Origin of the sequence: Actinoalloteichus hymeniacidonis (assembly GCF_014203365.1) — a bacterium.
GTDB lineage: Bacteria > Actinomycetota > Actinomycetes > Mycobacteriales > Pseudonocardiaceae > Actinoalloteichus_A > Actinoalloteichus_A hymeniacidonis.
Genome location: NZ_JACHIS010000001.1, coordinates 500,307 through 512,727, shown reverse-complemented (window position 1 = coordinate 512,727; position 12,421 = coordinate 500,307). Strand labels below are relative to the sequence as shown.

11 protein-coding genes are annotated in these 12,421 nt (G+C 67.0%); 4 read left to right on the top strand and 7 right to left on the bottom strand.

Going from position 1 to position 12,421, the window contains the following annotated elements:
- Window positions 1-37: 37 nt before the first annotated feature.
- A complete protein-coding gene (gene glmS / locus BKA25_RS02360; RefSeq protein WP_069852498.1) occupies window positions 38-1,903 on the bottom strand; it encodes a glutamine--fructose-6-phosphate transaminase (isomerizing) in 1,866 nt (621 codons plus the stop codon).
- Window positions 1,904-2,092: 189 nt separating this feature from the next.
- Here glmS and BKA25_RS02355 point away from each other — a divergent pair, with 189 nt between their 5' ends.
- From BKA25_RS02355 to BKA25_RS02340, 4 genes are all read left to right on the top strand, one after another.
- On the top strand, window positions 2,093-2,929 hold the full coding sequence (locus BKA25_RS02355; RefSeq protein ID WP_069852500.1) for a dienelactone hydrolase family protein: 837 nt from the start codon (window positions 2,093-2,095) through the stop codon (window positions 2,927-2,929).
- Window positions 2,930-3,277: 348 nt separating this feature from the next.
- The gene (locus BKA25_RS02350) at window positions 3,278-3,793 is read left to right on the top strand and encodes a hypothetical protein (RefSeq protein ID WP_069852502.1); all 516 of its coding nucleotides are present in this window, start codon (window positions 3,278-3,280) and stop codon (window positions 3,791-3,793) included.
- Window positions 3,794-4,009: 216 nt separating this feature from the next.
- Window positions 4,010-4,576, top strand: a complete 567-nt coding sequence (locus BKA25_RS02345; protein ID WP_157421292.1) for a hypothetical protein — start codon at window positions 4,010-4,012, stop codon at window positions 4,574-4,576.
- A gap of 344 nt (window positions 4,577-4,920) precedes the next feature.
- Complete coding sequence (locus tag BKA25_RS02340) at window positions 4,921-5,397, top strand: hypothetical protein (protein ID WP_157421293.1); 477 nt, start codon at window positions 4,921-4,923, stop codon at window positions 5,395-5,397.
- A 109-nt stretch (window positions 5,398-5,506) separates the two neighbouring features.
- Here BKA25_RS02340 and BKA25_RS28250 read toward each other — a convergent pair whose 3' ends face one another.
- From BKA25_RS28250 to rplM, 6 genes are all read right to left on the bottom strand, one after another.
- Window positions 5,507-6,112 (bottom strand): hypothetical protein, encoded by a 606-nt coding sequence (locus BKA25_RS28250; RefSeq protein ID WP_157421294.1) that lies wholly within the window; start codon window positions 6,110-6,112, stop codon window positions 5,507-5,509.
- 110 nt (window positions 6,113-6,222) lie between these two features.
- Complete coding sequence (locus BKA25_RS02330) at window positions 6,223-9,249, bottom strand: WXG100 family type VII secretion target (RefSeq protein WP_184285072.1); 3,027 nt, start codon at window positions 9,247-9,249, stop codon at window positions 6,223-6,225.
- A 26-nt stretch (window positions 9,250-9,275) separates the two neighbouring features.
- Window positions 9,276-9,584, bottom strand: coding sequence for a hypothetical protein (locus BKA25_RS02325; protein ID WP_069852512.1), 309 nt, complete (start codon window positions 9,582-9,584; stop codon window positions 9,276-9,278).
- Window positions 9,585-9,832: 248 nt separating this feature from the next.
- A complete protein-coding gene (glmM, locus tag BKA25_RS02320) occupies window positions 9,833-11,167 on the bottom strand; it encodes a phosphoglucosamine mutase (protein ID WP_069852514.1) in 1,335 nt (444 codons plus the stop codon).
- Window positions 11,168-11,296: 129 nt separating this feature from the next.
- Window positions 11,297-11,902, bottom strand: coding sequence for a 30S ribosomal protein S9 (rpsI, locus tag BKA25_RS02315; RefSeq protein ID WP_084643427.1), 606 nt, complete (start codon window positions 11,900-11,902; stop codon window positions 11,297-11,299).
- The gene (gene rplM, locus BKA25_RS02310) at window positions 11,899-12,342 is read right to left on the bottom strand and encodes a 50S ribosomal protein L13 (protein WP_069852516.1); all 444 of its coding nucleotides are present in this window, start codon (window positions 12,340-12,342) and stop codon (window positions 11,899-11,901) included. Before rplM ends, rpsI begins: the two co-directional genes overlap by 4 nt.
- Window positions 12,343-12,421: the final 79 nt, after the last annotated feature.

Genomic DNA, 12,421 nt, shown 5'->3' with positions numbered 1-12,421 from the left:
CCGGCCGGATTCGAGTTCCGGCCGGGTTCGTCCGTGGTCACTCGACGGTGACGGACTTCGCCAGGTTGCGCGGCTTGTCGACGTCGTAGCCCCTCGCCTTGGCGATCTCGGCGGCGAAGACCTGGAGTGGGACGGTGGAGACCAAGGGCTGCAACAGCGTCGACACCGCAGGAACCTCGATCAGGTGGTCGGCGAACGGCCGGACCGTCTCGTCGCCCTCCTGCGCGATGACGATCGTCTGCGCGCCCCTGGCCTGGATCTCCCGGATGTTGGACAACAGCTTCGAGTGCAGCGTCGCCCGCCCCTTGGAAGAAGGCATCACCACGACGACGGGCAGGCCCTCCTCGATCAACGCGATCGGGCCATGCTTGAGTTCACCCGCCGCGAAGCCCTCGGCGTGCATGTAGGCGAGTTCCTTGAGCTTCAGGGCGCCCTCCAGGGCGACCGGGTAGCCGACGTGCCTACCGAGGAAGAGCACCGCCTTGGAATCGGCCACGTTCCTGGCCAGCTCACGGACCGCGTTCGAGGTGTCCAGCACCCGGTTGACGGCCTCGGGCATGGCCTCCAGCTCGCGGAACTCCCGGGCCACCTCGTCCGGGTACTTGGTGCCTCGGGCGCCGGCCAGGGCCAGACCGACTAGGTAGTTCGCGGCGATCTGGGCGAGGAAGGCCTTGGTGGAGGCGACACCGATCTCCGGGCCCGCGTGGGTGTAGAGCACCGCGTCGGATTCGCGGGGGATCTGGGCGCCGTTGGTGTTGCACACCGCGAGCACCCTGGCCTTCTGCTCCCGGGCGTGCCGGACGGCTTCCAGCGTGTCGGCGGTCTCTCCGGACTGGGAGACGGCCACTACCAGCGTGTCTCGGTCTAGAACCGGGTCCCGGTAGCGGAATTCGCTGGCGAGCTCGACCTCCACGGGGAGCCTGCACCAGTGCTCGATGGCGTACTTGGCGACCAGACCGGAGTGGTAGGCCGATCCGCAGGCGACGACGAAGACCTTGTCGATCTCCCGGAGATCCTGATCGGCGAGACGTTGCTCGTCCAGGATGATCCGGCCTTCGGAGAAGTGACCGCGCAGCGTGTTGGCCAGGGCCTCCGGCTGCTCCTCGATCTCCTTGAGCATGAAGTACTCGTGGCCGCCCTTCTCGGCGGCGGCGAGGTCCCAGTCCACCCGGAAGGTCTTGGCTGTGATCTCGGTGCCGTGGAAGTCGGTGACCTGGTAACCGTCACGGGTGATCACCACGGCCTGGTCCTGGCCGAGCTCGACCGCGTTCCTGGTGTGTTCGATGAACGCGGCCACATCGGAGGCGACGAAGGTCTCTCCCTCGCCGACGCCGACCACCAAGGGTGAGGAACGGCGGGCCGCGACAATCACATCGGGCTCATCCAGGTGGGTGACAACGAGGGTGAATGCGCCTTCGAGCCGCCTGGATACCGCCCGCACCGACTCCGGAAGATCGCCCTTGGTGCCGCCCTCGTCCACGCCGAGGTAGGCGCGGGCGATCAGGTGCGCGGTGGTCTCGGTGTCGGTGTCGCTGGCCATCTCGACGCCGGCCGTCTCCAGCTCGGCACGCAGTTGGGCGAAGTTCTCGATGATGCCGTTGTGCACGACCGCAACCCGCCCCGCCGCATCGGTATGCGGATGGGCGTTGCGGTCGGTTGGTGCGCCATGGGTGGCCCACCGGGTGTGGCCGATACCGGTGTTGCCGCCGAACTTCTCCCGCCCCACCTCATCGAGGCGTGCCTCGAGGTTGCGCAGCGGCCCGGCCTTGCGTTCCACCGCGAGCCCACCGTCGACCACGGCGATACCCGCAGAGTCATAGCCTCGGTATTCCAGCCTTCGGAGTCCGGCCAGTACCACGTCACGTGCCTGCTGATGGCCCACATATCCGACGATTCCGCACACAGAGACAGCGTAAGCCAGCACGGCGATGTCTTCTCCGTTGTGAGATGCCCCCGCATTACCGCAGGTGATACGGCGGAAGGAATCATTTTTGGTATAGACCAGTACTGATCATGTCGACCGATCATGAATCACCGACGTATTCCGGGTCCGCGCGCCCCGCAGTGGGCTGATCGACTACCGTCGCTATTCATGGTCGCCCCCGCCAAGAAGCTGCTCGCCGAGCTGAGCAGGCCAGGACCGCACCAGGTGCTCTACGGCGATCTCGCCCTGGTCGGCCTGCCCGGTCTGGTCGTCACGCCACGACGAGGCCTGGATCTGCCTGCCGTGGCCTTCGGACACGGCTGGATGCAGCCGCTTCCCCGCTATCGGAGCCTGCTCCGACATCTGGCGTCCTGGGGCATCGTGGTCGCCGCGCCCGCGACCCAGCGCGGACCGCTGCCCTCGCATCGGCTGTTCGCCGCCGACCTGATCACCGCACTCGACATGGCGACCAAGGTCCGACTCGGCGACGGCCGGATCAGCATCGACACCGGAAAGCTGGGTGTCGTCGGCCACTCCTTCGGCGGCGGGGCGGCCGTGCTGGCCGCAGCCGAGGACGCCCGGATCCGCAGTGTGGTGACCATCTCCCCGACCGAGTCCCGACCGTCGGCGATTCAGGCCGCCGGGGGAATCCGGGTCCCGGCGCTGCACCTGGCGGCCGCAGAAGACCGCGTCGCGCCCCCGGAAGCCACCTCGGAGCCGCTGGCCACCGCCTGGGCAGGTCCGGTCCAGTATCGAACCCTGGCCAAGGCCGACCACCTCGGCGTCACCGAGGGCAGGCATTGGAGCGAACTACTGATGGACGGCCGGGCCGCGCACCGCCCGCGCAGGCTGGCCACCGCGTTGACCACGGCCTTCCTGCTACGGGTGCTCACCGGAAACCGCGAGGTGGACCCGCTGTTGGAACACGACGTCTCCGGCGCAAACCTGGAATTCAGCAGGCGCAGCCTGCCTGCCGCCAAGCTCGCGGCGGCGAAGGCAGGCTGATCGGCCTGATGGTCGTACCGGGTTCTCACCCGGAGTCGATAACCTGAAGCGATCGCGCGATGGCACGACGTATTCGGGGGCAGGATCTTGTCACAAGCAGGGCCGGGGGCCGGGCCGTATCCGATGGGAGCAGGCCAACCATCGGGACCACTGACACCCGGTTTCGGTGGACCGCCGAGTGGGCCGATGGCGCAGCAGGCCGGGCCTGGGGCGCCGTTCGGGGCGCCGCCGGGTATGCAAGGGCCGCCGGGTATGCCAGGGCCTGGCGTACCCGGACCGGGGATGGGTCACTCGCCGCCCGGTGGCGGATCGCCTTCCGGCCACGGCAGGGCTGGCAGACCGTCGCCGGTGTCGCTGATCCTGGGCATCCTCTTGGTGGTGATCGCGGCGGTTCCCGCCGCCATCGACAGTCGCCTTCTGATGTTCTTTTTTCCGCTAGAACTGTTCGCAAGCGCATACGGCCTGATCACCGCCGCTGCAACACTGCTCCCGATCCTCGCGGCAGCACTCATCCCGCTGATCCGGCGCGTGGCACAGGCGTTGATCGTGCTCGGCGGCGTGGCTAACGGCGTCCTCGTCGGCATCATCTTCGGCGGGAGCAGCGAGGCGCCGTCGACCCATGACTGGTTCATGGCGGTCTGTCTGGGGCTGGCCGCGATCGCCATGGTCGTGTTGCCGTTCGTCCCGCCACTGAGCTGGTGGGCGCGCGGCAGCTCGACACCGCCGTCCGGTGGGCCGGGCCACCGGCCGAATCCGGGCGCGCCGGGCTGGAACGGCGGGCAGTTTCCGCCTGGGCCGCCACCTGGCCCAGTGGCGGGACCGCCGATGCAGCCTCCACCGGGTCCGCCGCCCACGCAGTACTGAGCGTCATCCGACGCGGGTGGACGCACGTAGTCGGGGAATCACCACAGAGTTCGGGGACATGACATGTCATTACCGCCACCGCCGCCGGGCCCAGCAGGCGCGGGATATCCCGCAGGGCCGCCCGGACCACCGGGACAGCCGGGCACCTTTGGGCCGCCGAACGGATACGGTCCGCCCCCGCAATTCGGTCCAGGATCCGGGACGCCAGGTCCGGGAATGCCGAATCCAGGAATGCCGGGTCCGCACAACAGACAGCAGGGTCCGCCCACGATAGGGATGCTCGCGCTCGGTGTCCTACTCGTCTGTGTCGCCATCACGCCGGTGGCGATCGCAGGACTTCCGGCGGTTCCCGAGTGGTTCTCCGGCGGCTACGGGCTGCTGGCCCCTGCGCCGCTGAGCGGCGTCGCCGCCATCATCGTGATCCTGAGCGCAGCCCTCATCACCTATGGTCGGCGGATCAGCCAGGTCTTGATCATCCTCTTGGGCGCTGGATTCTCCGGTTTGTTCGCGTTCATCGGCCTGATCGGCGACCCGGATGCCTACCCCATCGCGCTGCCTATCAGCGCCGCAGTGGGAGCCGTCGCGCTCATCGTGTGGCCGTTGGTGCCGCCACTGTCCCGAGCAGCGCAGAAAGCACCACAACGGTCGATGGCAGGCCCACCGCCCCCTGGACCGGGCGGATACCCGGGCCCAGGCGGACCTGTCGGGAACCCCGCAGGCCATCCGGGCGGGCCAGGACCCGGACCGCAACAGTGGCAAGGCAATGGGCCGAGGCAATTCTGATCCACGGACTCGCCTAACTCCATACCAAATTCGATAACCGAGCCGGACCTAGTCGGGGCAGGGCAATGACACAACCGGGACCAAGCACCGGACCGTATCCACACCAACCCCAAGGACCACCAGCCGGACGGAGCGCGCCGAGTTATCCGCAGCAAGGTCCTTATGGTGGGCTGGGCAGCCCCGGCCGCATGCAGCCAGGTATGCCGCCACAACCCGGTCATTACGGCCCTACTGGCCAGAGGCCTCCAGAACCGGGCAGTCGTATTCCGCCAGCTCCGCCCACCGCAGGCATGCGGGCTCTCGGGGCCGGAGCGGTGGGCCTTGCCAGTGCACTGTTACTGGCCGTGGAATCGGCTACGGGACTTCTCATTGACCCACTGGCTCTCTCGATCATCCTGGTAGTCCTGATCACTCCCATTGCTGCAGCCATATTCATCCGAAGCCTTCGCCGCACCGGGCAGGCAATCATTGTCCTCTTTGGCGTACTTATTTTGGCGGTGTACTGCATACGCTTTATCAACGACGCTCGTTTCGAACTGCTGCAACTCGGCGGATCGCTGGGAGCCATCGCCTTGATCGTGTTGCCGCTCGTGCCGCCGTTGAGCCGCGCCGCCAATTCCAAGCCGAAGGCAAACCGACAGCCGCCGCCCGGGGCGCCTCCTGGTGGCATGGGCTTCGCGCAAGGGCACAGCGGTCCACCCGCAGTTGACCCCGGCGGCTATCCAGGCCAAATCGGGCCGCCCGGGAACCCCTCGGGTTATCCGAGCGGTCCCATGCCCGGAAATCAGCAATGGCGGGGCAACGGGCCGGGACCGTACTGATGAACTGATCGACCACACCCGCTCTCCAAGCGGAGTACCGACCAGCAACGAAAAGCCCCGACTCCAGGGACAATGGAGCCGGGGCCGTTTACTTCTTGCCAATCACCGACTACTGAAGCCAGTTCGCATCCGTGTAGTCGTCGTCATCATCCGCAGGCCGTCGCGATGGCGAGCGGCGCAACGGCGCAGCCCGTCCGGGCGGCGGGCCCTGCGGCCCGTCGAACCGAGCGGGCTCGGGCATCGGATGCCGTGGTCCGCCCTGTTGCGCGGCATAAGCGGGCTGTGTCGGGTAGCCGTGGGGTGGCGGCGGATACCCGGGCTGCATCGGTGGTTGATTCGGCGGAAAACCCGGCCGCATCGGCGGCGGGGACGAGTGCTGAGGATAGCCCTGTTGCGCTGGCGGGCCCTGGTCCGCCAGCGGCGGCTGGCCACCGGAGGTTTGCCTGCGGCCCGGGAAGCCGTGGTCGTTCCCCCCGGCCGCCGCTGCTGCCTTCTCCGCTTCAATCAATCGCTCGACCTGATCGAGCTCGGCAGACTCGTCGAGCATCTCGTCGGCGTCGTATTCGACGTTCAGGATTTCGTCGTTATTCGGGCGCTTACCGAACGGATCGGCCTTGGCGGCTTCCTTGTCCTTGGCCCAGCGTTGTAAGGCCGCGATGCGCTTGCCCCACCGGTCGGTGGTCTTCTTCGTCGCCTCGGCGGCTTCCTTGTTCATCTGGTCCGCTTTATCGCGGTAGTACGCCCGATTCTCCCTCGAGGTACGCAGCTGCGACTTGATCTCGCTACGGAGCCGGGCGGCTCTGCCTTCGCCTTCCACCGCTCCCCCTACCTGTCGTCGTCGCCGAGCAACGATTGCATCCGGTTGGCCGCCTTTGCGGCGTCGCCCGCGTCGAACAGCTCACTTTGGACGCGCCACTGGCTTGCACCGCGTTCCTGGTTCTCGTTACCGCCTTGGCCGCCGCCACCACCCATGCCGCCGCCCATACCGCCACCCATCATGGCGCCACCGCCGCCTTGGCCACCGGAACCGCCCGAGCCGGACTGCTGCGGTGGCGGGCCGCTCTCCGGCATCGCGCCGAAACCGGCCTGGCCGGGCGGCGGTGCCTGCGGCGCGTTAGTGGAAGGACCCGTGCCAGGAGCCTCACCGGGTGCACCCCATTGGCCGACGGCACCGCTGCTACCCGAGGAGAAACCGTGGCCGCCGAAGCCGCCCGTGGATCCCGAGGAATGTGCTGCCGCCGCCGAGATTCCCGGCGGTGAACTGTCCGGTCCGCCGCTCGGCGGAGGTCCGAAGCCCTCCGGCGGGGTGAAACCGGGCGCACCGGGGGGCGGACCGAAACCGCCGGGACCGGGCATTGATTGCGGTGGACCGAAACCACCACCGGCCGGTCCCTGCGGCGGCTCGAACCGGTCGAATCCACCCGGCATGGGCTGCGGTGGCCCGAAACCGCCCGAACCTGCGGGCATTGTCTGCGGCGGACCGAAACCGCCACCACCGCCAGGGCCTTGCGGCTCGAAACCGCCGGGCATTCCCGGTGGCGGACCGAAACCGCCGGGTCCCGCAGGCATCTGCTGCGGCGGGCCGCCGAAACCGCCCCCACCCGGGCCGTGATGCTCGAAACCGCCGGGGATACCGGGCGGCGGGAAACCACCCGAACCTGCGGGCATCGTCTGCGGCGGTGCGAAACCGCCCTGTCCCCCGCCTGGCCCCGACGGCGGCTCGAAGCCACCGGGACCGAACTGGCCCTGCGGCGGCGGACCACCGAAGGATTGGGCGCCGATCGGTTGAGCCTGACCGGGCGCCTGCCAGCCACCGTCGCCTGTTGGGGAGAAACCGGCGGGTGCGGCGCTAGGCACCGCCTGCCAAGCGGGCTGGCCGACGTCGCGGCCCACCCGGTCGGCCAGCGGATCGCCCCCGGCGCTGTCGAACTCGGTGACGTAGCTGGTGCTGTTGCCCTCGGCGTCCTCGATCGTCACCAGGTACCCGCCGCCCTGTTCGGCGGGGGCGGGCTCGATGCTGATCGTCGAGTCGCCGTTCTCGATGACCGCGCGGCCGTCGGCATCCGGTTGGATCTGCTGGATCTCGCCGTTCTCATCGACCCGCTCGAAACCGAAGCCCTCCGGGGCCTGGCCAGGCATCGTCGAGGGATTGCCCGGCCCACCAGGAATCGACCCGGGACCACCGGCACCGGGCATCTCGCCGGGGGCGGGCATGGTCTGGAATCCGCTGGGACCGGTACCCGTACCGGGGCCGAAGTCGATCTCGTAGTTCTGCTTCTCGCCATCCGGCCCGACGATCTCCAATTCGACCCGGCCGTCCGCGCCGGGCGGATTCACCGTGATCTCGTCGTCGCCGTTCTCGATGGTGACCGGGCCGCCGGGCACCTCCGGGCGGACCTGGAACGGATCCTCCGGTGTTCCGGAGCCCTCCGGTGCGCCGGGGCCCTGGAGGCCGGGGGGCATCTCGCCGGGCTCGGGAATGTCGCCCGGTTCGGGCATCTCGGCCTCGGGGATCTCGAACTCGGGCGTCTCCGGCATTCCGCCGCCACCGCCGCCGCCCGGCATCTCCGGCATTCCGCCGCCGCCACCGCCGCCGCTGCCCATTCCGCCGCCACCAGCGGCATCGGGCATACCGCCCGATCCGTTTGCGCCGGGGTTCCCGCCGTAACCAGGTCCAGGACCTTCGGAAACGGCTTGGAAATCTTCGGGTTTAATTGCGGTCAAGGCATCATTCAGGCCGCCCCAGGCCGTCTTGAGCAGTTGATCGGCATCCGAACAGAAAGTTTGGAACTGATGGTGATGGCCCCGCATTCGCGGAATCAGCCATGCGTTCAGCCAACGACTAGCCTCGTAGGCCGCCTCATCCTTGACTGAATCCGGAACGTTATTTCCGCAGCCACCTGTGTCGTACTCCACGCCGAGCTGGCTGGCAATGCGGGAAAGTTCCTCGTCGTTGGCTTCTTTGCGCGCGACCTTGATAAGCAACGAAACCTGGTTGGAGGTATATCCGTCTTCCCCGCCGATGGTCGTCGCATCCGGCTCAAGAACCCGCCACATCTCGTTCGCCTTATCGAGACAGATCTCCTCGGCAGACAAGGCTGCGGCCTCTAGAGTGGTGACCATTTCATTGAAGCTCGTCATGAAGGTATCGGAATTGGTGAGGAAACTGTGGATCTGGGTCTGCGCCTGCGAAGCCGCATCACCGGTCCACGCCTCAGCTAATGCCGACGCATGGCCACGAAGATCGTGCCGAACTGCGTCCAGATTGTCGTAAACGCCGCGCAAGCGATCGAGTTCGGCCTGGAACTTCCCGAACTGAACCTCACGCTGTTCGTCGTATTGACGACAAATCACATCATAATCGAGCGACTCTCCCGACCAGTCATTGTACTGCGGAATGAAATTGTGGAAGAACTCCAACCCGACGGCAGCAGCGTTGAAGATTGGTTCCGAGCTGTTGTTTCCAGAGGGAGATCCACCATCGACAGCGCTGGTTGCTCCTTCCAGCAGGGCGCGATTTCCGACCCGACGGGAGTGCGATTCGATAATACTCCGACTCTCTTCAAGAGAACCAGCTAGATCATCTTCTGCTACGCCTTCCGCATCGAAGGTAAGGTTATCAGCCTTTTGTCCGGCGTAATATGTATCGACGGCATCTTGAGCATCGTACCGATCGATATAAAATTCAACGTCTCGCGGCAGATCGTCATTTCCATCCCCGCGGTAAGTAGCAGCCCATTTGGCAATAATCGCCTCTTTGAGGTTGCCAGGCACTGCAGGATCATCAAGTATCAGCTTGATATCCGCGTCGGAGGTGTAATCGTCTTCGTTTTTGCGAGTTGCAGTACCCATCTCGTCACCCCACCCTCGTCGTCAACTCAACCCAAACCCTGCATGCGCGCGGCTTCTTCATCTTCCATCGCCGCATAGGTCCGGTAAGACTCCTTGATGTTGTCGGCGAGCGCCCGAGCCGACCGAGCATATTCCTGGATCGTCTTCACCAAGTTGGCGTCAAGGTTGCTCAAGTAGGTATTACCGAAGTCGGTGTACTTCTCGCCCCCGAAATCGCTGGGGTCGAGATTACTAGTCGCTGCTTCCCCCGTCTGATCATCGATCTTCACGGACTCAGCCTCGATCCGCCCACCGATCGCGATCAGCTCGTCCAGGATCGTCTGGTAACCGCTCACGGACCCCCCGTTCCCTCTAATCCCTTCGCCGGCGGGCCGTCACACCAGGCACGCCGGCGGCCGAGGCGCGGTCGCCTCGTCCGGTTTGCTGGTCTTCAGGATCGCAAAGAGTGACGAGGCGTCGTGGGAAAGCGACCTAACAACTTGCTAACGCGAAACCTACACGGATTCGGCTGGCTGCAAGGGATCCCGCCGCCGCACAGCAGGGCGGGTGCGGCACCCACCGCACCCGCTGCGCCACCCTGATCTCAGCCCGCAGCCGAGACCACGTCGACCAACCGCCGGGCCGCCGACTCGGCGACATCCTGCGCGGTGGCCTCGACCATGACCCGCACGATCTGTTCGGTACCGGAAGGCCGCAGCAGTACCCGGCCGGCCTCCCCCAACTCGGCCGACACCTCCGCCACCGCAGCGGCCACCTGGGGCTTGCCAGCGACGGCGGCCTTGTCCTTGACCTTGACGTTGATCAACACCTGCGGCAGGCGACGCATCACCGAGGCCAGATGCGAGAGCGGCTTGCCGGTGGAGGCCATCCGCGCCATCAACCGCAGCGCCGTCAACAGACCATCGCCGGTGGTCGCGTGCGAGGGGAGCACCACATGGCCGGATTGCTCACCGCCCAGCGAGAATCCATTCGACCGCAGCTCCTCCAGCACGTAGCGGTCCCCCACGGCCGTGGTGCGCAGGTTGATGCCGTTCTCCCGCATCGCCAGGTGCAGACCCAGGTTGCTCATCACGGTCGCCACCAGGGTGTCCTCGGCCAGCTCGCCCGACTCGCGCAAGGCCAACGCCAGCACCGCGAGGATCTGGTCCCCGTCGACCAGTTCGCCGGTCTCGTCCACCGCCAGGCAGCGATCGGCGTCACCGTCGTGCGCGATCCCCACATCGGCGCGGTGGTGTCGCACCGCTTCCCGCAGGTGGTGCATGTGCGTCGATCCGCAGTCGTCGTTGATGTTGCGGCCGTCCGGGTCCGCGTGCAACGCGATGACCTCGGCGCCTGCCCGCTGGAACACGTCGGGCGCGACGAAGGAGGCGGCACCGTGCGCACAGTCCACCACCACTCGGAGCCCGTCCAGGCGCTGCGGCGTCGCGACCAGTAGATGGTCGCCGTAGCGGCTGTCCGCGTCGGAGACGTACTGCACGCGGCCGATCGACGCGCCGGTCGGCCGCCGGGTCGCATTGCCCAGACGGGCGGTGATCTCGTCCTCCAGGGCGTCGGGGAGTTTATGCCCGCCCTCGGCGAAGAGCTTGATGCCGTTGTCCGGCATCGGATTGTGCGAGGCGGAGATCATCACGCCGAAGTCCGCTCCCAGTTCGCCGACCAGGTAGGCCACGGCAGGCGTCGGCAGCACGCCGACCAGCAGGACATCGGTGCCCGCCGCGCTGAGCCCGGCCGTGACCGCGGCCTCCAACATCTCGCCGCTGGCTCTAGGATCTCGGCCGACCACCGCTACCGGGCGGCGACTCTCCGAATGTTCGGAGAGCACCTCGGCCGCCGCCGAGGCCAGGGACAGTGCGAGTTCCGGGGACAGATCCGCGTTGGCGAGTCCACGCACTCCGTCGGTACCGAAGAGCCGGGCCATGGTCGAAGAAACCTCCACGTCGCGCCGCAGGTCGGCGCCGCAAGGGGACACAAACGACAACGGGAGCAGCCCCGCCATGATGGCGATGACTGCTCCCGCTTACTGCCTGCCCAAAAGACAGGACCCGAATCAGCGCTTGCTGTACTGCGGCGCCTTACGGGCCTTCTTCAGGCCGTACTTCTTCCGCTCCTTGGCCCGCGAGTCACGGGTGAGGAAACCGGCCTTCTTCAGGGCCGGACGGTCGTCGGCGTCGACCTCGATCAGTGCCCGGGCGATGGCCAGCCGCAGCGCACCGGCCTGGCCGGAGGTGCCGCCGCCGTGCAGGTTGCCGAAGACATCGAAGGACTCGACCTTCTCCAGGGTCACCAGCGGCTCCTTGATGAGCTGCTGGTGGACCTTGTTCGGGAAGTACTCCTCGAGGGCCTTGCCGTTGAGCTTGAACTCGCCGGTGCCGGGCACCAGGCGAACCCGGACCACGGCCTCCTTGCGACGGCCGACCGTCTGCACCGGTCCGCTCACGAACGCGACCGGGGCTTCCTCGTCATCGCCGAACAGGCTCTGCTCGCCGTCGATCTCACCCTCGGTGGCCTCGGCCTCGTACTCGCCGGCCTCGACCTCAACCGCGTCGCCCTCGACGACGTCGGTCTCGACAGCCGCAGCCTCGGCCTCGGGGGTCTCGACGACAGCCGCGTCGTCGATGGTGTTCTCTTCTGAACCCTGCTCTGGGGCGGTCACTTCTCCACCTTGCCGATCTCGAACGCCTGCGGCGACTGCGCCGTGTGGGGGTGCTGGGAGCCTGCGTAGACCTTCAGCTTGCTGCCCATCGCCCGGCCGAGCCGGTTCTTCGGGAGCATGCCCCGGATGGTCTTCTCCAGCAGGCGGTCGGGCTGCTTCTCCAGCGCCTCGCCGTAGGTCCGCTTACGCAGACCGCCGGGGTAACCGCTGTGCCGGTAGACGAACTTGTTGTCCCGCTTGTTGCCGGTGAGGGCCACCTTCTCGGCGTTCACGATCACGACGAAGTCACCGGTGTCGACGTGCGGGGCATAGCTGGGCTTGTGCTTGCCACGCAGCAGAATCGCTGCCTGGGTGGCGAGCCTGCCGAGCACCACGTCCTCGGCGTCGATCACATGCCAGGCGCGCTTCACCTCGCCAGGCTTCGGGCTGTACGTGCGCACGGATCTACCTCGTCGTCGTTCGCATCGGAATGGATGGGCTCCAGGATGTTACTGCGGCCCCCTCAGCTGGATGCCTCCG

Coding starts and splice junctions, on each gene's coding strand:
- BKA25_RS02355 (WP_069852500.1), top strand. CDS start 2,093: ATGGTCGCCCCCGCCAAGAAGCTGCTCGCCGAGCTGAGCAGGCCAGGA.
- BKA25_RS02345 (WP_157421292.1), top strand. CDS start 4,010: ATGCCGAATCCAGGAATGCCGGGTCCGCACAACAGACAGCAGGGTCCG.
- BKA25_RS28250 (WP_157421294.1), bottom strand. CDS start 6,112: ATGAACAAGGAAGCCGCCGAGGCGACGAAGAAGACCACCGACCGGTGG.
- BKA25_RS02330 (WP_184285072.1), bottom strand. CDS start 9,249: ATGGGTACTGCAACTCGCAAAAACGAAGACGATTACACCTCCGACGCG.
- glmM (WP_069852514.1), bottom strand. CDS start 11,167: ATGGCCCGGCTCTTCGGTACCGACGGAGTGCGTGGACTCGCCAACGCG.